We start from the raw sequence: 20,928 nt of genomic DNA on the forward strand, positions 1-20,928 counted from the left end.
TAGAAACTAGAATCAAAGGCCTTTTTTAGGATTATCTAGAAGCTCTCCTCCAAGATCACTATCAAAACTACGAACCATTGTTTTGGCATGATTTTACAATAATTGCCCAAAGGCCATACCTAAACCAGTGCGGGCTGTTCCTGCTCCAACCATAAACTTTGATAGGAAAAATCTCAGTCTGGCAAAATAAAGTTTTATTGGCCACTGCTTGACTAGATTCTCGGCAGACATTGCTTAGAATCGTGTATTTGGAAAGGATATTTTAGAATCTTGATTCACTCTGCACGTGTTCTATAAACGCTCGGAGCTTTGGTTGTACTTGCAAGTGGTGAAAGATATCCTGAACTTTATCAGAAATTAATCGATCGTTGATTTAATTAAGAGTGATAATCTCAACATCGTTGTGTAATGAAAGAATTGCTGCAATCATGACGAGGAAATGAATACCTAAATTCTTAGGTCTAATAAAGGGAGAGTTTTATGAAAACCAAAGCCTACGCAGTACAAACCGCTACCACACCATTAGTGTCCTACACTATTGAACGACGCGAACCCCGCCCCGAAGACGTCCTGATTGAGATTCTTTACTGTGGAATCTGTCACTCAGATATTCATGCTGCGCGAAATGAATGGGGTAGAACGCAATATCCCTTTGTTCCTGGCCATGAAATTATTGGGCGTGTTTCCGCCGTGGGTACTAAGGTTTCCAGCTTGAAGGTGGGTGATATGGTTGGTGTAGGTTGCATGGTTGATAGCTGTCGCCATTGTGCCTCCTGCGATGAAGGCTTCGAGCAATATTGCGATAACGGCTTTACCGGTACTTGGAATGCCGAAGATAAAATTGGCGGTACAGCGCACAAAGTTACGCTCGGCGGTTATTCTGACAAGATCACTGTTGATGCTCGTTACGTCTTGCGCATTCCAGCAAATCTCGATCCGGCAGCGGCAGCGCCCCTACTTTGCGCAGGCATCACTACTTATTCACCATTACGGCATTGGAAGGTGGGTCCGGGCCAAAAGATAGGGATTATCGGCCTAGGCGGTCTTGGCCATATGGGTGTGAAATTTGCGCATGCAATGGGCGCGCATGTGGTGATGATCACAACATCGCCAGAAAAAGGAGATGATGCGAAGAAGCTAGGCGCTCACGAGGTACTTATCTCCAAAAATGAGGTGGCAATGCAAGCTGCCCAAGACAGTTTTGATTTCTTGCTTAACACAATTCCTGTTGGCCACGATGTCGATCCCTATAGCAATTTATTAAAGCGGGATGGAGTAATGGTTATTGTCGGCTCGGTTGAGCCATTGACGAAAGTCAACAGCGCACCTTTGATTTTCCGTCGGCGTACGATAGCGGGATCGTTGATTGGCGGCATCGCAGAAACCCAGGAAATGCTCGATTTCTGCGGGGAGCACAACATCACCTGCGAGATAGAAAAAATCGCCATAAACGATGTTAATACCGCATTCGACCGTACCGTAAAGGGCGATGTCAAATATCGATTCGTCATCGATATGGCAACACTCAAAACAGCATAAATGGAGATTAGCATGGCCTAGCACAATGATGATGGGTGGCCTACTCGATATAGCCATGGAAAACGGTAGTTTTTTCTTAAAATCTATTTTTCTTATTAAAATTAGGCTTTAAGGGTAAAAACCAGAGCAAACTAGGTAATAGGTCACCCCCATCCCGAATTCCTGCGGCTTGAACGTGGAGTCTATAGCAAAGCGAAATCCCAGAGTAGTGAATTTAAATGAAACCTTGATGCAACGCAGCGTAATCAAGGTTTTTCTTAGATAAGAGATGGGGGGACGTGACCTATTACCAAATTAGATGGTACCCATTTCTTTTATATAATATTTCTGGTCAGACCCCATAATCGTCTACGCTCTGGATGACCTAATGTTGAGACAAGGAGGGACATTTGTGTAGATACCTATGGGCTTGACCGTGGGATTTCGTGATAGGGGTGACTAATAACAACCCCATTGCAACACCAGTCATAGAGTTTTTCCAAAGATAGAGCTAAACTTAGTACAAGTACTGTTCATTAAGCTTAAAAAATGATTTTTAACTTCAATGGCTTAAAACTTATGAATCTAAATAAATATTTTTCTGTATTGCTCCTGTTCGCTGTGACTAGCCTATCAGCGCTTCATGCTGAAATTAAGGTAGGGACAAAGGTTTTTTACCCCCCTTTCGTAACCTCTCCCGCCAGCGGCTTTGATATCGACTTAATGAAAATGATTTGCCTCAGACTCAAAGAAGAGTGTCGTTTCATCCCAATGAATTTTAACAATATATTTAGCCATCTGGATCAAGGGAAGATTGATGTTGCTATAGGGGGCATTTCTATTTCACTAAAGCGTATGGAAAAGTATGTTTTTAGCACCCCATACCTAGTGAGCAAAGGGCAGTTTTTGATTTTAAAGAATTCTAATATCAATTCAGTGTCTGAATTAGAAGGAGAAGAAGTTGGGATTATAAGAGGTGAAGATGATGGTAGTGCTATCTATCAAATCTTAATTAAAAACTACGGTTCTAAATTTCAAATCAAGCAATACAATGATGTAGAAGACCTTATTAGCGCACTGAGCAAACAAAAAATTACTGCAGCCTTTATCCATCGAGATGCAGCAATTTATTGGATTGAAAATAGTGGTAACCAATTGCAGGCCTTAGGTAAGCCCGAGGTCATAGGCAATGGGATAGGTATTATAGCTCTCCCTGTCAATGCCCCGCTGATTCAACGTATTAACGAACAGTTGGAAGCAATAGAAAAAGATAACTCCTATCTGGAACTCTATCGCATTTATCTGCATAGCTATTAGGGTCTGATGGGACTGTTGTTTTCTATAAAACTCTCCTCCAGTCATTCCATTATGAAATAGTTCATGAAATCAATTCATTGTTAATCTATGTTCCATTCAATTTATGATTGTGCGGGCAAAATGCTCGTAATTGAGGCCTATTTTGTTTGCCTATCCTTATTAACGTCAGTGGTTATTAGGCGGTCCATTCATAGAGCACAGCAGGACATTTCTCTTCATTATCGGAGCCATCATCAAATTTTATTGCTTGAAAGCCATGGCGCTCATAAAACCGTCTAGCTCCAATATTTTCCTGGAATGTATATAACTGGATAGGAGAGCCTAAAATTGATTTCGCCTTGTTAATCATTAGTGAACCAACACCACGTCTAACTGAATCAGGGAGAATATAAAGTTGCTGTATTCGTCCGATTCCAGCGTCATTTGTTAATGACATCATACCGATAATTACTCGCATTTCTTCAGCAACAATCACTTGTTCTTCAAGAAGAAGGACTTCACGAATCCACTGATAAATGCTTTCATCTGAATGAATTAATGGTGCAAACGATACCAGCTTTTTGCGTGAGAATAGATAAACATTGGCAATGGCGTTTACATCTGCATCTGTTGCATTTCGTAAAAGTAGACTGCTGTTCATTTTTGTTCACTGATTGTCGAAAACTGCCTCTATGTTATGTCCACTTGGGTCAATTATAAAAGCAGCCATCTACTATTCAATGGGAACTCACATTGAAAAACCGCTTGATTTTGCTGAGAACAAAAGGGATAGAGCACCAACCGATAATACCCTCTATGATCAATGCGAGCCCTAGTACTATATAAAAAACCCTCCCCATTTCAAACAGTGCAGCAATACACAATAGTGCACCAATTATTGAACGATTTATCCGATCCGTTTTATCAATATTACATCTAAGTGATTTCATAATTCCTCTATTGGATCAAAAGCAATCTTTCTGCAAAACTGCCTCATTAACCCCGTTACTCCTTGTAGAACCTCTTGCGCCAGCGTTGCACATAGGAAATTAAATACCTAATCACAATTGTATATAATTTTCTAATGCATGATTGATGCGTTATACTTTTATTCTCTCGTCACTTGAGCATATAAATGGAATATTCCTCAAAATCTATCACCAGAGTTTACCTTACCTTAATCTTACTCAACACTTTAGCCACTTCTTTCATTTGGGGAATTAACACTTTATTTTTACTTGATGGAGGACTTAGCAATACAGAGGCTTTTGCTGCTAATGCGTTCTTTACAGCGGGCCAGGTCTTATTTGAAGTTCCTACAGGCGTAGCTGCTGATACTTGGGGCCGCCGTTTATCATTTATGTTGGGAGGCATCACATTAATGGCCTCCACTCTGCTGTATTTATTTATGTGGCAGATCTCTGCTCCATTTTGGGCCTGGGCCGCTATTTCTATTTTACTGGGGTTGGGCTTTACTTTTTATTCAGGCGCAACAGAAGCTTGGCTAGTAGATGCCCTTGCCGCTGCGAAGTTCGACGATGTAGAATCGATTTTTGCTAAAGGACAAATCGTGTCAGGGATCGGAATGTTAACCGGTTCCATAGCAGGAGGGGTTATTGCACAGTATACCAATCTCGGAGTGCCTTATATTTTCCGTGCCTTCTTTCTCATTCTTAGCTTTATGTTTGCATTTTTTTACATGTTTGATATCGGATTTGTGCCCAAACAAACTATCTCTCTATTACCCGAAATGAAAAGAGTTTTATCTTCTTCAGTTAAATATGGGCTAAAAACCCCTCCTATTCGTTGGCTCATGATAGCTGGGATATTTACTTCTGGTGTAGGGATTTATGCCTTTTATGCGTTACAACCTTATCTTTTAAAGTTATATGGCGATCCTTCTGCTTACAGTATCGCAGGATTAGCAGCAGCTTTGGTAGCGGGAGCACAGATTGTAGGCGGTCTGTTGGTACCCTATGTACGAAAATTATTTAAGAAACGTACGTCACTATTATTTTCAGGTGTTTTATTGAACAGCGTTTTGCTTTTCGCTATTGGCTATAACCCTCATTTTTGGATTACCGTTTTCTTAATTTCAATTTGGTCATTAATTTTTGCTGCATCGATACCTGTTCGACTTGCTTATATAAATGGAATAATACCTTCAGATCAAAGAGCGACTGTTTTGTCTTTTGACTCAATGATGAGTTCAAGTGGAGGCGTAATATTCCAACCAGTCCTAGGTAAGGTAGCCGATGTTTGGAGCTATTCAACTTCATATTTGGTTTGTGCCATCATCAACTCTGCGTCTTGGCCATTTATCTTATTGGCAAAGCGTGAAAAAACACAGTCGGATATCATCACAACTAAAGAGGAGCCTTAATCCGTTTTTACCTTATCTGTTACAGGGGACTAGCAGCAAAACAAGCGAATTAGTTTCACAATCAAGGATGAATGACAATGACTACAGCACAAGTAACAATGTATCGATTAAAAACAGCCCTACGTTCTTTATTAGCAATTTATCGTTTACCTCAAGAGCAAATAGATGCCTTTTTACGTTCTTATGAGAGCTTTAACAAAGATATGTCAGATGAGAATGAAGAACAAAGTATTGCTAATTATTATGCCGTTCTAAATCATCTTTGCGCTCTTGGTGAAGTGGAAAAAATGTATATTCCTCCAGTAATGGATCTAACTAAAGGAATATATGACAATCAAATCTTATTCGAAGAAAAAATGAGCAAGGATTTAAGCATTAAGGAAGGTGATAAAGTTTTAGATATGGGCTGCGGTAGAGGACGGGTAGCTGCTCATTTAGCCACTATTACTAAAGCGAAAGTCACAGGGTTTAATATTGATGATGTTCAGTTAACAAGTGCCAAAGAATTTGTGTCTTTAAATAAGTTGGCTGATAGCTGCCAATTTATAAAAGCAAATTTGAATGATCCTTTTCCCTTTGATGATGCTTCTTTCGATTCCTTATATCAAATCCAGGTTTTAACTTATGCCAAAAATAAAGAAAAACTCTTTGCCGAAATGTTTCGTGTGCTTAAACCTGGAGGAAAAATATCCTTCTTAGATTGGGTACAACTGGATAACTACAATTGTACCAATGAACATCATCGTGATTTATTAAAACGCATTAAACCTTTAATAGGTGCAATTGACACACCTACAGCCGAAGAAATTAAAAGTACTTTAGAGAAAGTTGGTTTTAACGTTCTGTTAAATAAGGATATAAGTGTTGGTGGGCACCAAGCCCCTCTCATAGAAAAAATTGATAAATATTATGAGCATATGCAGAAATTCGTGTACTTCATGGTTAAATTACACTTGTTACCCAAACACTTTAAGGTATTGTTAGACCGATTTTCTCAGGATGGTGAGTCATTTATTGAAGCCGATCATTTAGGCCTCTTTACCACCAGTTGCCAAACAATAGCAGAAAAACCTGATGTGAGCCTTCATTAGATAGCACTGAACTTTAGATTGCCTCGGGATCTCTGCCGGAAGCCATACACTGTCTCAAAATACGTAGTCACTGAAATATTTTTTTAAGCTTTCAGCGTTATTCTATTGTTGTATTTCTGCATTTCTGTAGAAAGGTTACGAATGGATATAAAATTTAATCGTCAATTACCACGTCAATTAGAAGATAAGCATCTGGACACACTGACAACCCTGGACAATATAATAGCAAATTGCGTGCAAGGCGGTTATTCCCGCGTTAAAAAATCAATTGGGAGAAGACAATTTCAACCGGCTTGTAAAACACCATGGCCTAGCACTAGATGGCAGTGCTTTCATTGAATTTAATATAGAGGAGCTGAAAAAAGGTCTTGATGTTGCTCCTGATTCTCAATGTGAAGCACGACCTGGATTCTAATGAATGCTATTTATTAATCGATTGTAATAGCAACTGTTCTAGGCAAAACGTTTTGTGCAATAGGTTAATCTTTCAAGAAATCTAAGACACAAAAACAAAAATGCCTCTCTATACTTCTCCTCGTACTATAATAAAACAATGAATATGATGCCCTTCTACAGGAGCCTATCATGGATGATAAACACGACTACAAAGTGCTTCGAATTGCCTTGGTTATTATTGGACTGATTTTTATCTTCGCAGTTTACCCATTAACTCTCTTATGGCCTTCTGGTTGGGCATGGCATTTAGTTGGGCAAAACCTCTATTTACAAATGATATTAGGAATCTATGCAACCTTAGGTATTTTTTTAATCCTTGCGGCTAAGAACCCAATTCTGCATTTAAGTTTAATATGGTTTACTGTTTGGTCTAGTATTGTGCATGGAGGTATCATGGCTATCCAAGCATTATATTACCCGCAACATTTTGCTCACTTATTTGGTGATGTTCCTGCTTTATTTATCATCGCGATTGTCTTGGCTATTTTAACACCTCGTCAAAGCGCTATAACAGAATGAACAACTTAAACTGATCTTGCACCGAAAAACTATCTAATGGAAAAGAACTAAATTGAGCTCAAAATAATTGCGAATTAATCGTAATATCTAAAATTTAGGTGAGTTATTAAAGGGGCGAAATCGATCGAAAGGGAGAAAACTGATGATATGCTCTCAGAATTTCAATGTCGGGGGTCGTGGAGATTTTCATACATTATATAACGGAGAGTCTGTAGATGATCTAGTAATCAACTTCATGGAAAAACATAATATTCCTGGTCTCTCATTAGCAATTGTCCAAGCACCTTACATTACTCGCGTAGTAGGTTATGGCCTTGCTGATATCCAAACTCAACGCTTGGTTGCAGCTAACACAGTTTTTAACCTTGGACAGCTAACTAAAGCCTACACTGCTGTAGCTATTATGCAGATAGTGGAGGAGGGAAAACTGCAATTAGAACAAAGCTTAGCTACTTATCTTACAGATACTTATATTCCAAAAAAATGGAACGATATAACCATTCGAGATTTAATGTCACATAGTTCTGGTTTACCCGATTATACAGAAATTGATTTTTTTGATTTTAGTAAAGAATACAGTCCTAGGGAGATTAGTACACTCATAAAAGATATAGGGTTGCTATTTACACCGGGAACAAAAATAAATTTTAGTGCAACCGATTTTTATCTGTTGGGATTAGTTATTGAGAGAATAAGCGGTATGTCCTTTCAAGACTATATAACAAAAAATCAAATTGACCGGATAGGATTGCAGCACACATTCTTTATTTCAAATCTGAATACGATAAAAAATGGCGTAGAAAATGGGATGATTAATCCTAGGGAGCACGCTTCAGGTTATTTAGAAGAAAATCAGAGTAATGTTCTCGCTAAATCATTGAGCTACTCAGCTACTTTTTCTAATAGTAGTCTCGTGGCTTCTGCGGAAGACATTAGTACTTGGGAAATCGCTTTAGCTGGTGGGCTTTTGGTAAAAAAGCCTCAAAACAGGGACTTCTTATATCAATCTACTACCTTAAAAAATGGAAAGCCGGTCTCGAGCAATAGTGGCTGGTTCTTTCCTGGCCATCCTGGAATGATGCAAATTAAAGGAAATGTGCCAGGGTTTTCAGCATCTTTAAGCCGGTTTACTACGGCCAAGGAGTTAGTATGCGTAACTTTATTGACGAATAAAGAAGGGATACTCGATTTGGATATTTTGGCCCGCAAAATCGCAGCCTCCTTTGATATAAAACTTGCTGCCCCCTTGGGAGCTGTTTGGTCTGAAACGCTACAAAGCCCTTATTCAGTTCAAGATACATTAAATAATGTCGAAACTATTATTAAAGCTAAAGGTGGAAAAATATTTGCTCGTATCGATCATAGCGCGGAAGCAATGCATGTAGGGCTGGCTTTACAACCTACGCAAGTCCTAATCATAGGCAATCCTGCCAAAGGCACAAGTATTATGGAGGCCAAACCGTCAATGGCATTGGATTTACCTTTGCGAATTATGGCTACTAAAGACATCTATGATCAGACGTGGTTAAGTTTTACTAATCCAGTGGAACTCGCAAAGGCTTATAACCTTAATGACTCCAAAACGATCAGCGTGTTGAAACAAATTGAATCTTCATTAATGAATGTTTGCCAAAAAGCAATTCTTGGATGTGGAATTACCTCGTCAAAATAACGGGGTAACAAGGTGAGGCGCCTCTTAATAACAACAGCGCCGCAAGGCCTTATTAAAATCTTTAATATGACATATCAGCACAATCAATTGTATTAAAAACATTCTTTTAGATAAAATATACTTCACAAAGAACAACAATCAACCATGCGGGGCTTGGTTAGCGAGTATAGCTTCAACGCCAAGAACGAACCCACCATAATTTATGGCTATCAAATAGTGAAAATAATCCACTAGACGATCAAATTAAAGAAGTGGTTGATGATTATAGAAAAGCCTTAAATGAAGCCAGAAATTTTTGATGTAGTAATTTTAGGTGGCGGTATTTCAGGAATTGCAGCCGCTCATGAATTAACTAAGAATGGATTTAATGTTCATTTATTGGAAGCCCAAAATAGTTTAGGTGGAAGAATAAAATCAGTAGAGATAGATAATTCAGGAACGCTTGTTGAATTAGGAGCTTCCTGGCGTGAATGGGGAGAAAATAACCCTGTCGCAAAATACCTTGATAACTCATCAGAAATTACTCAAATTCCTGATACTGGACTCAATTTTCTTTATTATGATTCTAATGAGAATAAAATTGAACTAGATGAATTAAGCGGTATTGAGAAACTAGTCGATTGTTATGCAAAAAAATTGGCTAGCAATCCGACCATCAAAACTATTCAAGATTTGTATAACTTCATTATAGAAAATAACTCTGAAATCAATCCAAATACCTTAATAGGTTATTTAAAGCTTTGTAATGGCGGCGTTAATGCAAATGATTTAGATAATTTACCTCTTGATTCGCTATTAAATTCTCAAGGAAATCTTTATTTGCAAAGAAAACTCTCTGTCCTACCGGGACGCTACTTAATGAGTATGGGGGATGATAGCTCTAAAAATTTTGTAATCGGGGGCTACAATAAAATAATTCCTTTAATATTAGAAGAAATAAAACATCATAGTGGTCGGTTAACAATTGATTTAAATTCTGTTGTAGATGGTGTCGCAGATAATGATAAAAATCCTGTCACTATTAGCTATAACTGTGATGGAAAACCCTGTGTCACAAGTGGTTTAAAAGTCATTTGCACCTTTCCTGTGGGTGTAATGCATAAAGTAGTAAAAGACGATAATTTTTTTAGTCCTCCCTACCCTGAAGATAAAAAACAAGCACTACTAAGAATTAAACCAGGACTTTGTAATAAAATAATTATTCAATTCCAGAAGAAATTTTGGCCTGATGAAAAATTTTTTCTGAGGCTAATAGAAAATAATAAAGGAGGCCGGCAATTAAGTTGGTACAACTATGATATGACTGGAAAAAATATCTTAGTGGGAATGTTATATGGAAAAGATGCTCTTTTTGGCGATTTAACTGATGAAGAGATTTTGCAAGGGGCTCTAAAAGATTTACAAAATCTATTTCCTAATAAAGAAACAGTGATAGAACCAGTCAATTATAAAATTTCTCGTTGGGAACAAGATCCTTATAGCCTCGGCGCCTGGACTGGAGTCTCCTTAGATTCATTACCTAATGACCGATGGCTGGTGGCACAACCCTTCAATAATCTCTATTTTGCTGGAGAACATATTGCCTTTTATGGTCCCTCTGTTCATGGCGCCTTTATTTCTGGCCGGCAAACAGCTGAAGATGTTAGTTGTGCATTAGCCAATGATCCAAAATTTTCCGATAAAATTGAGCGTATTAAAGACAATATTTTAAGGCATCATGATTTTGATAGTTTATTAAATACTGGCTATCTTCCAGAAGATAAAACGCTAATGAATCAAGAAAATGTAAGGGATTTTTTATTTCGTAATTTTAGTGGAAGCGAACTCTATAAACTTGGACTTTTTTACAACTCATTAAAAGACTATCTATCTATTGATACAATACTTAATAAATCGCATCAATCACTTTTGACTTTGACAGTACTCAATGAGCTATTAGCTAGTCATACTTCCTTAGTATCTCTTGAATCTGAACGATTGGCTTTATTAAATAATACTTCACCCCTCTTTGTCTTATTAAAAAGAAATTTAATTTCTGTAGATTGGATTAGAGATGCTGATTTTAGTCTTTTAAATGAAATTAATTTATTAGATCTAGATAATCAGTCACTCTTATTTATTTTGCTTGAACAAGGAATGCTTCCTATTGAATTAATTACCGATATAAACACTTTAGATAAAATATCTACGTTATCAAATAAGGATTGGGAGTCATTATATGCTTTGTTACATCTAAAATTGATAGATGTGGAATTTATCAAAAACTCTAGTATTAATGTTTTAAAATACAGCGCCACTACAGTTAGCAATCATTTTCCTGAAGAAAAAAATGAACAAGATGAGGATTTAAAGATTAGTTATAGAGCGTAGTTCAAACTGACACTCCTACCGAAAGCCGGGACCAAGTTCAATCTCCAATCTTTGATGTTATGCTGAGAATTCACATTATTCCAACTCAGAATCAGCCATTCTAATGTTTCATGCCTCGTTAACTAATTGTTAATGCATGACTTTTAAGATAGTGCATGTTTTTTTATTAAGAGAAAAGAAAACATGCAAGATAAATATGAAAATATCGTTGCAGTTAAGAAGCCTGTGCCAATCATACAGCGTCTAAAAAATGCTACTCTTTATGAATTGGAAAATAATATTGTTATCCATCTTCCCATTAACCCTCAAAGCGACCTTCCAGAATCTGTGTGTCATGGTTTCTACAGATATGCAAAAACGAAGATCCATTCATGGGCAATTGAAAATAGTGCCCCTTTTGAAATGCCTTTTTTCACGAAAAAAATAGAAAAAGATCTTAAGATACAATCAAATTCTATAATCTCTTTAGCAATCACACTGAAAAACTACAATACTTTATTTCGTTATGTTAAATCGAAATGTCCAAATGAAGATTTATTACCTATTCCTCAAAAATGGACACAAGAACTCGCTAATCAAATAAAAACTCTACCAAGTTATACTAATCTAAATAGTAATACGGAATCATTCCCCGCGCCGAAAAAAACGCCCGTTTCAGCAGTCTCGCGGCTATTGAAAGCTAACTATAAAATAGATCTAAACCATGACTGTTATATAATAAGTATATCAATAAATCCCATTATAGAATTACCTCGAAATGTTATAGCTGTTCTCAGTCATCATCGTCTTGAAATAGAAAAATGGTTGAAAAAAAGAAATGACTCTGTAACTACTTCTTTTAATAAATTTTTTTATACAGCCCATACACAAGATAATGATCGAGATGATATTGTACAAATAGCAGTTAGTTTAAGTAATTATTCAATTTTATATGATTATCTTTCTTGTAAAGGTGAAGCCCGCGGCCAAAAATTTGAAGGTCCCACTCCCGTTAATCGCCCTACAGAAAAAGTTGTTTTTGGACAAGAAGATCAATGGTCTTCCTTGGCGGAATCGACTAGCACCAACCAAGAGGTAAAAATTCAATATCTTTGTAATCGTTTTATGAAGTTTCAAGAAATAATAGAGACACTACCACCTCCTTTAATAGCCTCCACCATCCATACTTCTTTAACACCAACACTATCTAGCCCACACAGTTTTCAAAACAGTTTTAAAAATTTATCTTTTTTTCAGTTTACTGATAAAAAGAAAATAGATGCTGAGAAACAAGAACAACAAAGCGATAACATAATGATGAATGACTGTCACAACTAAGCGGGATGGTTCAAACGTCAGTTATGTAATCTAGGTTTTGCTGGCACAATGGTGGCGAATTATGGGATTTTGTTGCGGTTTGAACCCTCATTCGACGTGATAGGTCAGTGACTCAAAAATGCTTAGTTGATGCTTATCCATATATGAGCTGTATAAGTCTGATTTGTTTTTTTTGCCTCTCCACCCATCTGCAGCTTTCTATGCAAGCCTGAAAATTGCATCTGAATTTGCTCAAGCGTCGGTACAGATTTCGCTCTCATATGTGCTTTTTTGCCATAAGAAGAATCTATATCAATATGACTAACCAACTTTATATTCGCCATTTTCGGATTAACCACAACAAGACCAGCACTAGCCCAGACTCCAGCACCAGACCCAATAAGCGAAAAAGAACGGTTGGGGTTTCCATGTTTAAGATCCCTGTCCATTTTTGAACTTGTTGTTGAAATAGTAGGTCTACGTACCATTTTGCTAAACTCAATTTCAGCCTTCTTACCTTTAATAGGCCCTTCTTCACGAAATGCGATTTCTTCTGATGGATAAATAATAGATCGCACCATTATTCGGTCTTCGCGATTGACTTTCAGTACCTGCCTTAAATAGGTGTAGAGAAGAAGAGCACTTTCATGATCCCAGCGATCTTCCCCCTCGTCTTCAGAGCAGCATCATGAAACAAAGTTGCTATTTGTAATAAAAAAATATCGTCCTGACTAAGCTTGTCGGCATTAAACATACCGTATTTGCGATATAAATTGGCAAACACTGGAACATAATGAGCGACCCGGGATACATGGGTGATACCGTGTACCAATCGAGCGATACCATTCTGCTGCTTGGGATCGGATTCAGGATAGGCAACAGAGATAGGATATCCCCTTCAGGTTAATTGGATATTAAAAGTCCTTTTTGATTTCTAATAGCAACAATTAAAAAATGATGATGGGTAGCGTATTCGCTGTCAGTGATATTAATGCCGTCAAAACATTGCTTCTTGATCCAAAAGTTTTAGTCAATACCCAAGAGATGGAAGGAAGTACAGCGCTTATGATATCTGCTATTCGCAGGCTGTATTTTGAAAGCGGGCTTTATTGGTTACAGGTCGAGTTAGCCACTAACTCTATCAAAAGTCATAACTTTTTGCGACAAAACCACATGCAACAGGTCTGTTGCAAAAAATGATTGTTTGTGCGAATATTTGCCAAATTCATTGGGAGATTAGCATGCCGCAAATGTTTTTGGCTCATCGAGTACCTCATACAATAGATGAGATGATAGCACTTTTAAATAAATGTACTCCCTCCAACATGAGTGCGCTAAAAGAATGCTTATCTTTAGAGGATGAATTAAGTTTTGCCAGTTTTGTTGATGCGATTGCCTATCCTATCCAAAGTTATAAAATCACTTCAGCATCTAAGCTCGCGCTATTTCAAGAGATTAACAGGTTGTATCCTGAATTCTCTTTGCAAAATCAAGTTCCTTCAGCTCCAAAAGCAACCTTGCTTAACATTCTAAAACGAATGGATCCACAAAAAACTAGACCTGTCGGTTTAGACGCCTTAGATCCTTTCCCAGAACTTCCAGTTAGCGAAAAATACCGGCTTGCGCTTCTTGGCGGAAAACTTCAATCGCCAACTGGGGAGCAGGAAGTCACAGGACATTTAAGTCTTTGCAAAACGCCAATAGCTGAACGATGGAAAATTATTGCTTCCCAATTAAATAGAGGTCTAAATGATAAGGTTGCTGCGGATTACCAGGCTCTCTTAAATTTACTTTACTTAGAAGCTATACATGTGAAAAAAGCCTGGGCAGTTGTGCAAGCAGCTAAAGTTTGCTACAAGTTTGGCAACGAGCATTATGCAACTGGCGTTCAAAACGTTGTCAGACTCTCTGGTACCATTGAGACTGGTATAAGCCCTGAATGGGGAGATGAAAGCCAAGACGATTTTGCATTTGCAATCCAGCTTACAGAGCTTTTAGATAAGACCCCAGTTTTATTATCTAGCCAAGATCGTAGGCAGCATCGTGTTCTTCTTAACCTATATAGCAAGCTAGAGTCTTTCTCTAAGGAATCGGCAAGCCCACGCGTGAAGTATCTTCTGGCTCATATAAGAAATCAGATGGCTATATTCGAATATAAAAATGCTTATACGGAATGGGTAGATTTTATAACAATATATTCCCAAAATGGTTTAGTGAGGGCTTTTTGTGAACGAGTAGTAGAGGACTGGATTGCTCCTTGTAATAGTATTTTGCTCAACCGGAACAAAAAAACTTTGACGGAAGCGGTAACAGCAATTGTCGAGAATAGGGTATTGCAGGGTTTGGATCCCCAAGAGCATACAGACCTTAATTTTATATGCAGAGCCTATCAAGATATGGCTCAGAGCCAAAGTCAATTATATGCGCATGTTTATCAGTTGTTGCATGGTTTTGTGTACTCTAAAAAATCAGGGCAGAAGATGCAGTATTTAAAGCTTCTTGTTCCCGACTTAGGCGTTGAACGCGTTTTGCCTAAAGAATTGCCAATAAGTGAATTGGAAGAAAAAGAATTATCTTTAAATATGCTTTGTGAGTTGAATAGCTCAATCAATGAGGAATGGCCTATTCCTATCTCTGCAGTTCCACAGCCATCCAGAAAACAATCAAAGCACACAAAACAATCGAAAAAGATCTCTGAACGTGGAGCAGCGAGTAGCTCAGTAAGCACAATACCAGAAGTTCTACCTGATGTAGATGAAAAAACTGAGCTTGTAAACGCAGATCTAGTGTTGGAGAAAAAAGTCAGTTTATTATCACTTCCTCAAACACCCGCACCATTTAGCTATGTATTTAGAGTATTTAGATGGTTTGAAACTAACATTCCCTTGGATCCTGTGCGCTTTCCTGAGTATGTTGAATGCCTAAGCAGCTACCAACAACTTATGATTGCTTATCATGCATTCACTAGTTCTGTCGATTGGTTTGTTATAGATATGGCATTGCAAACCATCTGGAATAATCCTACAACAGGACTTACTGATATCCGATATGTCTTACCCGCTGAAATTTCTATCCCAGAGCTCGGTAAACACGCGAGAGGGGTATTATCCTACTGCATAGGTAAACGGGATGGAAAACTCTATCATCGCTTTTTTACAGAAAAGCCAACTGAAGAAATTGTTAAGAAAATATCTAATAAAGCATTTGAAGCCTCCGATTTTCCTAATGTAGATAACCTATCTGAGGATTCTGAGGAGCAAGCTGAAAAACACTTTCTCTCCCCAAATCCGGATGAAACCATAGTTCAGCATCCTCTGCTTAGTACAGTAACAATTGAGAATAAACGAACAAAAATGAGAATTACTTTATTCCCTGTAACATCTAAAAAGTTGTTAGAGATAGATAAGCCTTCAATAGCCAGCAAACTTAATTTTTAGTGGCTTTGTCGCAAAATCATTTTAAAATGAAGGACTATAAAACACTGGGCGAGTTTATGCAGCGAGCCTGTAGAACTGTTCGATGATAGTTTGATTTCCTCATCACTAAATGACAATAAGGATCTAGCAAGCCCTGTTTGCAAGATATGCCCTATTGACCAATATCGTTTTCGAAAACGCCTAATTTCACTATTACCATTAACCCAAGAGCCGTTTCTAAACTTTGGTGTAACTAAATGCTTGAGATCGATATATTGAGCCTTTCTCGTAGCAAAATAAGCATGCAAAGATTGTTCATTACTAGTTTTTGTTTCCTCTAATACTTGGGGAAACATTTCTTTAAGTTGAGTTGTTAATGTGCTTATTTTTATATTTCTAGCAAATTTTTCTTGATCACGTTGTACCATATACTTTCAAGAATTAGGTTTTGAACTCATTGACTTAGTATAGAAAAAATGTTCAGGAAGAAGGTTCTCAAGCAAAGGAGTTTGAAAAAAATCACAAGACAAAATTCATTGTTAATTTATTGATTTTAAAATAAAAAACTGAAGAACTCAGAGGGACTCGACCCCCAGACACCTTGGTTTGAAGCCTTATGCTCTGGTTTTAAATTCGTTGAAAATCAATACTTTGTGAAGCGTCAAATTCAACAATTACTGCCTAAAACTGCCTACTACAGCGTAGTACCGCCACAGTTGAGACACGTTTTGTTCACAGAAGAATCTTAGTCATTTTGTTTAAAATTAAACTTAATATGTGCTATTCCAGCATCAGGAAATAAGGATTTTTTCTTCATTTTCTTAAGAAAATCATGTGCATCCCATGTTTCAGGCTTCCCGCTAGCATCCCCTTCATCTATAAGGTGACGCAACTGCTCTAGTTTTGATTCAGCTTGTTTTTCACGAAGTAAACGCAACGACTCTCTTAATACTTCGCTATTACTTCTATAATCCCCTGAGCTTACAAGTGATTCCACGTAATTACGAAGTTCATTACCCAAATCAACAGTCATTGTACCAGTCATATTTGCCTCTATATAGTAAGAATATATCTTACGTATAGTGCATAAGACATTGTCTTACATTTCAAACCATCATCATTAGCTACTGTTCCGTTCTCACAGTAGCTAAAGAACATCGTATCTGATTTTGTGTGCCAACATTTAAAGGATACTTTTTTTAAATATCAATAGCTCTAGATAGTTTAGTGACCAAATGATTGTTATTTTATGAAATTTTTCTTCAAACAATGTGGACTGCTATCAGCCCAATTTGGGAGTTTTATTTATTAAATCCTGCAATATTTCAAATAGCATCGGTTCAATTACGGCATTCTTAGATTTTCGATCATGAATTTCATAGTCAATATATCCTTGGATAATTTCTGGGGCAGATACAAGTTGATTCGCTTGTGAAGTCAAACCATCTAACGGGCTATTTTGAGGACTCAATTGTTTTGTATTAAGGTATTCCAAGAACTGTTTATCTAATAATTTTTCATTTATAAGTAGTGTAAGTTGTTCCTGGATATCTTGTAAATTTTGAATTAATAAGAAATGAGCTTGTTCCCAGGTTAACCCAAGTCGAGCATAATCGTTCATACCATTATCATCATATAGACTCGATTTTTGAGATGAACCAAAAAATGTTGGTACCCGAGTTACAACACTAGATTGCTCTTCATCGTCCAACTCGTCGGAAGGGAGAACAATCAATGCTTGGTAAAAAGCGGACTCCAAAATACTTTTTTCTGGTCTGGTTTTTACTTTATCAAGATCTGCAAGAAGCAACTGCACCTGTTCTTGCTTTAATGGAATAATGAGTGAATCTGATGTTCTATCACGAAAATGAAAGGGGTTAATAATATCGGCTATTTCTATATCAGTGAATCCTAATCGTTGTAATTTTACATCCACTTCAGCTCTCGCATTTACATCCCACAAATCAGATTGACCCTGAATTTCTAAAGAGTTTAATGACCAATTATAACTAAAAACAATATGACTATAGGCATTCAAATAAGGAAGAAGTTCCATTATTTTAAATTCAGGATAAAAAGAGTGACTTAATGCTTTGATTAGCCTCTGATGTTGTCCATGTAGTGCAATAAAATCAAACTCTTTTTGCCCTTGGTTTGCTACCAGCATTGCAACCACTTGTAGGTAGGTATCATGATGTCTTTCATCATAAAACTTTAGTGCCTCAATTAGGCGTCCTTTCTCAGTATCTAGGCTGGCTTCACTCGATATATCAGTTCGCCTGTCTGGATTTTGTTTAAAAAAGGCCAACATGTAATAAATCACGAGATCCCTATGAGGATCAATTAACTTAAATTCTTCTAGGGTCTTAATCAGATGTTCTACATCTTCATAATTAGACCAATTTTTTATGGCCCAAAACACTAATTCCTCTAATCTGTTGTGCACTTCTTTGGGAGTATCTAAACGGATATTTTTTACACGTTTAATAAGATTTCGAAAAGCATCTTCAAAATCTCGGTTATAGAATTTTAAAGATTCGATTATTCTATCTTCTTTATTTTGGGTAGATGAGATTGTTGTACAGATAGGGGCAGATCCATAAATTCCAGACTCATATTGGTTTTGTTTGTACAAATTTAAAAGATAATATAATTCTGGGTCAGTAGTGCTATTAATTAGATTCAATTTCTCTAGTAGGTAAATTAATGATTCAAAATTAGAAGAATTGATTTCTTTTACAGCCGAATTAACTAACTCATCCCTTTTTTGAGCTGATATATTATAAAATTTTTCATTCCTTATCTGTTCTAGAAAATTCGTATTATCAAATACCCAATTTCTAAGTCCAGTTTGCTCGGACAAATGAATTAAATTTAGCAAAACAGAACGTCCACTTTTACTGTTTAACAATAAATTTTTAATACAAAAATCGGAAAATTTTGACGACACAGAATGACCGGATAAATCAGAAAGATCAGGTTCAAAAGTGGAGTTAAGCCACCGTGATGCCCCAAGGAAATGCTCCCCTCTTGTATAATACAACGATTGAATGTTTTCTTCTGGAAATAGATCATAAAATTCTTGAAGCTTTTTAATTTGATTATGCCAAAATACGAGCCTAACCTTAGGCCTCTCTTTAATAATAAATTGTATTGTGCTTATTAACTCAGGTGTTAATGTTGTAAATGAAAGATCGATAATGCTGTCATCAGCAAGGTGTTTTAATAATGATTGATTAAGGAGCAATGCAGTAGGGTTGTGGTATAAGGACAAATCAAGCGTATTATATTGTTTGAGTTTTTTTAATTTCTGTATAATAAATTCTTCCTGTGTCATTTTTTTACAAGAGAATAATTCACTCGCAGTAGTTGTCGAGGGCTCCATTCGGTATCCAACTTGCTTGGCAATATGTCGGTTAATCAATGGTTCGCCAACACCACAGCCCACTAAATAATCAGCAAAATCACTATTTGCAAAACCTTGTAATACTTTTAGCGCTTGAAAACCATCGGTTAATACAAGGCGTGTTAGCGAGCCCGATAACACCATAAAGGTTGGGGCATTCTTATCTAACACATTGGCGCATTGATCAAGAACCTCTTGGAATTTCAGCAAATCTCCTTTAATAAATGTTCCTTTATCTGAATATTTAGATTGTGCTTGCTCAATATTAGACTCGTTAAAATCAAAGCCAGCTAGGTGCACATCCGTTTCATTAAAAGCGCTTGATGCCGCATTAATGTACTTCCCATTACCGCAACCACCATCAATAATATTAATCGATTTCAGCACTGGTTCCTTTGCTAGTATTCGCCTAATTTCGTTATTAATTTTTTGATGTTCGGCATCATAGAATTCATCAACTTCATCACGACGCGAAGCGTATGAATTGTAGACCGTATCTACATTCTCTTTAATCCAATCCACAGCAAGTGCAGATTTTCTTGAATAAATACGATCAAGGTTGCATCCCTGAACTTTGAATAACTCTTTAAGGACCAAACAATTTGCGGAATTAAGAGGTATGGCAAATTTGGTTTTATCCTTAAAACTCAGTACAAGATATCCTTTAAAACTTGGATTATCACTATCAATAAATTCTAGCAAGCGCATTTTTACGAGAGATTTTTGGGTTCCATCAACAAGGAGTTCACATGGTTTTTCTGAATCAGATGCAAATTTAGCTTGTTGTAAAACATACATGTTGAAATCCAGGTGAGTGGGGAACGAATATCTACCCTGGGGATACGAATCAATAAGAGACTGGACTTCAAATAATAAGTTAGCTGATTCTTTTGATGAGGTCTCTATAGAGCTTTTAAGTGGATGTTCTTGATCCATGATAAGTATCTCATGTATTTCCGTCGAAATTTTATAAACAACTGGCAGGAAGCATTTATTCAGATCATTTACACCAATTTAGTTTGGAGTTTCTCATTAGTAAGTATAGAGCAACTTTAAATTTAAACTTACCTAAGGCGTGTAAAGTTGATCGGTGGGCTTTTACTTCTACCCACTTAAATGAGAAAGGGCGGGTTTGGTCGAGCCAATACTTGTCGGACAAATTGTTGCTGACCTACTTAAGCTTGGTAAATAACCAGGTACACTACCCCGTAAAATGGCGGTTTACTAAAAACAACGGCATTACGGAAGGCTTCCATCGAAAGATGAAGCTAATTCAACGGCGTGCTTACGGATTTAGAAATTTTGAAAACTATAGGTTAAGGGTTAAAGTTTTGTGTTCTTGATTCGTGCCCCCGGAAATGGGGATGAGCCAGCTAAGTCCTTGATTTAAATGGCGCGCTCGGAGGGACTCGAACCCCCGACACCTTGGTTCGAAGCCAAGTACTCTATCCAGCTGAGCTACGAGCGCATTGTGATGTAAGACCTAGGGTAAATCGTGTTTGTTT

17 protein-coding genes, 1 tRNA gene and 1 pseudogene are annotated in these 20,928 nt (G+C 37.2%); 11 read left to right on the forward strand and 8 right to left on the reverse strand.

The genetic code is table 11. The features are described from left to right. Nucleotides 1-93: 93 nt before the first annotated feature. Complete coding sequence (locus BN1094_RS19865; protein WP_176695293.1) at nucleotides 94-231, reverse strand: hypothetical protein; 138 nt, start codon at nucleotides 229-231, stop codon at nucleotides 94-96. 249 nt (nucleotides 232-480) lie between these two features. Here BN1094_RS19865 and BN1094_RS10095 point away from each other — a divergent pair, with 249 nt between their 5' ends. Both BN1094_RS10095 and BN1094_RS10100 read left to right on the forward strand, forming a co-directional pair. Beyond that, nucleotides 481-1,539: an NAD(P)-dependent alcohol dehydrogenase gene (locus BN1094_RS10095; protein WP_043874275.1), complete on the forward strand. Its 1,059-nt coding sequence runs from the start codon at nucleotides 481-483 to the stop codon at nucleotides 1,537-1,539. Nucleotides 1,540-2,097: 558 nt separating this feature from the next. Next, the gene (locus BN1094_RS10100; RefSeq protein ID WP_176695294.1) at nucleotides 2,098-2,835 is read left to right on the forward strand and encodes a transporter substrate-binding domain-containing protein; all 738 of its coding nucleotides are present in this window, start codon (nucleotides 2,098-2,100) and stop codon (nucleotides 2,833-2,835) included. 175 nt (nucleotides 2,836-3,010) lie between these two features. On the opposite strand, the gene BN1094_RS10105 is transcribed toward BN1094_RS10100, so the two are convergent. Together BN1094_RS10105 and BN1094_RS20315 are read right to left on the reverse strand one after the other, a co-directional pair. Further along, entirely contained in the window at nucleotides 3,011-3,475 is a 465-nt protein-coding gene (locus tag BN1094_RS10105) for a GNAT family N-acetyltransferase (RefSeq protein ID WP_043874276.1), read from the reverse strand. 76 nt (nucleotides 3,476-3,551) lie between these two features. Beyond that, complete coding sequence (locus BN1094_RS20315; protein WP_043874277.1) at nucleotides 3,552-3,764, reverse strand: YgaP family membrane protein; 213 nt, start codon at nucleotides 3,762-3,764, stop codon at nucleotides 3,552-3,554. 185 nt (nucleotides 3,765-3,949) lie between these two features. On the opposite strand from BN1094_RS20315, the gene BN1094_RS10115 reads away from it, so the two are divergent. The 6 genes from BN1094_RS10115 to BN1094_RS10140 all read left to right on the forward strand — a co-directional run bounded on the left by BN1094_RS10115 (nucleotide 3,950) and on the right by BN1094_RS10140 (nucleotide 12,622). Further along, the gene (locus BN1094_RS10115) at nucleotides 3,950-5,197 is read left to right on the forward strand and encodes an MFS transporter (protein WP_043874278.1); all 1,248 of its coding nucleotides are present in this window, start codon (nucleotides 3,950-3,952) and stop codon (nucleotides 5,195-5,197) included. 77 nt (nucleotides 5,198-5,274) lie between these two features. Continuing rightward, complete coding sequence (locus tag BN1094_RS10120; RefSeq protein WP_043874279.1) at nucleotides 5,275-6,288, forward strand: class I SAM-dependent methyltransferase; 1,014 nt, start codon at nucleotides 5,275-5,277, stop codon at nucleotides 6,286-6,288. 585 nt (nucleotides 6,289-6,873) lie between these two features. Then, a complete protein-coding gene (locus BN1094_RS10125; protein ID WP_043874280.1) occupies nucleotides 6,874-7,263 on the forward strand; it encodes a DUF6632 domain-containing protein in 390 nt (129 codons plus the stop codon). Between the two features lie 142 nt (nucleotides 7,264-7,405). Next, nucleotides 7,406-8,935 carry a serine hydrolase gene (locus BN1094_RS10130; RefSeq protein ID WP_043874281.1) on the forward strand — a complete coding sequence of 510 codons (1,530 nt, stop codon included), beginning with the start codon at nucleotides 7,406-7,408 and terminating at the stop codon, nucleotides 8,933-8,935. A gap of 279 nt (nucleotides 8,936-9,214) precedes the next feature. Continuing rightward, complete coding sequence (locus BN1094_RS10135) at nucleotides 9,215-11,305, forward strand: flavin monoamine oxidase family protein (RefSeq protein ID WP_043874282.1); 2,091 nt, start codon at nucleotides 9,215-9,217, stop codon at nucleotides 11,303-11,305. Between the two features lie 183 nt (nucleotides 11,306-11,488). Then, nucleotides 11,489-12,622, forward strand: coding sequence for a hypothetical protein (locus BN1094_RS10140; protein WP_043874283.1), 1,134 nt, complete (start codon nucleotides 11,489-11,491; stop codon nucleotides 12,620-12,622). 122 nt (nucleotides 12,623-12,744) lie between these two features. Here BN1094_RS10140 and BN1094_RS10145 read toward each other — a convergent pair whose 3' ends face one another. Further along, on the reverse strand, nucleotides 12,745-13,182 hold the full coding sequence (locus tag BN1094_RS10145) for a hypothetical protein (protein ID WP_043874284.1): 438 nt from the start codon (nucleotides 13,180-13,182) through the stop codon (nucleotides 12,745-12,747). 373 nt (nucleotides 13,183-13,555) lie between these two features. Between BN1094_RS10145 and BN1094_RS10150 the strand changes: the two genes are divergently transcribed. Both BN1094_RS10150 and BN1094_RS10155 read left to right on the forward strand, forming a co-directional pair. After that, nucleotides 13,556-13,801, forward strand: a complete 246-nt coding sequence (locus BN1094_RS10150; protein WP_043874285.1) for a hypothetical protein — start codon at nucleotides 13,556-13,558, stop codon at nucleotides 13,799-13,801. Between the two features lie 41 nt (nucleotides 13,802-13,842). After that, nucleotides 13,843-16,038: a hypothetical protein gene (locus BN1094_RS10155; protein ID WP_043874286.1), complete on the forward strand. Its 2,196-nt coding sequence runs from the start codon at nucleotides 13,843-13,845 to the stop codon at nucleotides 16,036-16,038. On the opposite strand, the gene BN1094_RS10160 is transcribed toward BN1094_RS10155, so the two are convergent. From BN1094_RS10160 to BN1094_RS10170, 3 genes are all read right to left on the reverse strand, one after another. Then, entirely contained in the window at nucleotides 16,035-16,445 is a 411-nt protein-coding gene (locus BN1094_RS10160) for a hypothetical protein (protein ID WP_043874287.1), read from the reverse strand. The genes BN1094_RS10155 and BN1094_RS10160 overlap by 4 nt on opposite strands. A 317-nt stretch (nucleotides 16,446-16,762) precedes the next feature. Further along, nucleotides 16,763-17,062 (reverse strand): type II toxin-antitoxin system ParD family antitoxin, encoded by a 300-nt coding sequence (locus tag BN1094_RS10165; protein ID WP_043874288.1) that lies wholly within the window; start codon nucleotides 17,060-17,062, stop codon nucleotides 16,763-16,765. 237 nt (nucleotides 17,063-17,299) lie between these two features. Next, nucleotides 17,300-20,359: a class I SAM-dependent methyltransferase gene (locus BN1094_RS10170; RefSeq protein WP_043874289.1), complete on the reverse strand. Its 3,060-nt coding sequence runs from the start codon at nucleotides 20,357-20,359 to the stop codon at nucleotides 17,300-17,302. A 278-nt stretch (nucleotides 20,360-20,637) separates the two neighbouring features. On the opposite strand from BN1094_RS10170, the pseudogene BN1094_RS19320 reads away from it, so the two are divergent. Continuing rightward, nucleotides 20,638-20,766: pseudogene (locus BN1094_RS19320) on the forward strand (transposase); the annotation flags it as partial. A 48-nt stretch (nucleotides 20,767-20,814) separates the two neighbouring features. Here the strand turns inward: BN1094_RS19320 and BN1094_RS10175 are convergent. Continuing rightward, nucleotides 20,815-20,891, reverse strand: a tRNA-Arg gene (locus tag BN1094_RS10175). Between the last annotated feature and the right edge of the window lie 37 nt (nucleotides 20,892-20,928).

This window comes from Legionella massiliensis (genome assembly GCF_000756815.1).
GTDB classification, from domain to species: domain Bacteria; phylum Pseudomonadota; class Gammaproteobacteria; order Legionellales; family Legionellaceae; genus Tatlockia; species Tatlockia massiliensis.

Excerpts from the sequence above, each read along its gene's own strand:
- BN1094_RS10130 (WP_043874281.1), top strand. The coding sequence starts at position 7,406 with ATGATATGCTCTCAGAATTTCAATGTCGGGGGTCGTGGAGATTTTCAT.
- BN1094_RS10100 (WP_176695294.1), top strand. The coding sequence starts at position 2,098 with ATGAATCTAAATAAATATTTTTCTGTATTGCTCCTGTTCGCTGTGACT.
- BN1094_RS20315 (WP_043874277.1), bottom strand. The coding sequence starts at position 3,764 with ATGAAATCACTTAGATGTAATATTGATAAAACGGATCGGATAAATCGT.
- BN1094_RS19865 (WP_176695293.1), bottom strand. The coding sequence starts at position 231 with ATGTCTGCCGAGAATCTAGTCAAGCAGTGGCCAATAAAACTTTATTTT.
- BN1094_RS10105 (WP_043874276.1), bottom strand. The coding sequence starts at position 3,475 with ATGAACAGCAGTCTACTTTTACGAAATGCAACAGATGCAGATGTAAAC.
- BN1094_RS10125 (WP_043874280.1), top strand. The coding sequence starts at position 6,874 with ATGGATGATAAACACGACTACAAAGTGCTTCGAATTGCCTTGGTTATT.
- BN1094_RS10160 (WP_043874287.1), bottom strand. The coding sequence starts at position 16,445 with ATGGTACAACGTGATCAAGAAAAATTTGCTAGAAATATAAAAATAAGC.
- BN1094_RS10155 (WP_043874286.1), top strand. The coding sequence starts at position 13,843 with ATGCCGCAAATGTTTTTGGCTCATCGAGTACCTCATACAATAGATGAG.
- BN1094_RS10140 (WP_043874283.1), top strand. The coding sequence starts at position 11,489 with ATGCAAGATAAATATGAAAATATCGTTGCAGTTAAGAAGCCTGTGCCA.
- BN1094_RS10120 (WP_043874279.1), top strand. The coding sequence starts at position 5,275 with ATGACTACAGCACAAGTAACAATGTATCGATTAAAAACAGCCCTACGT.
- BN1094_RS10170 (WP_043874289.1), bottom strand. The coding sequence starts at position 20,359 with ATGGATCAAGAACATCCACTTAAAAGCTCTATAGAGACCTCATCAAAA.
- BN1094_RS10115 (WP_043874278.1), top strand. The coding sequence starts at position 3,950 with ATGGAATATTCCTCAAAATCTATCACCAGAGTTTACCTTACCTTAATC.
- BN1094_RS10095 (WP_043874275.1), top strand. The coding sequence starts at position 481 with ATGAAAACCAAAGCCTACGCAGTACAAACCGCTACCACACCATTAGTG.
- BN1094_RS10145 (WP_043874284.1), bottom strand. The coding sequence starts at position 13,182 with ATGGTGCGATCTATTATTTATCCATCAGAAGAAATCGCATTTCGTGAA.
- BN1094_RS10165 (WP_043874288.1), bottom strand. The coding sequence starts at position 17,062 with ATGACTGGTACAATGACTGTTGATTTGGGTAATGAACTTCGTAATTAC.
- BN1094_RS10135 (WP_043874282.1), top strand. The coding sequence starts at position 9,215 with ATGAAGCCAGAAATTTTTGATGTAGTAATTTTAGGTGGCGGTATTTCA.
- BN1094_RS10150 (WP_043874285.1), top strand. The coding sequence starts at position 13,556 with ATGATGATGGGTAGCGTATTCGCTGTCAGTGATATTAATGCCGTCAAA.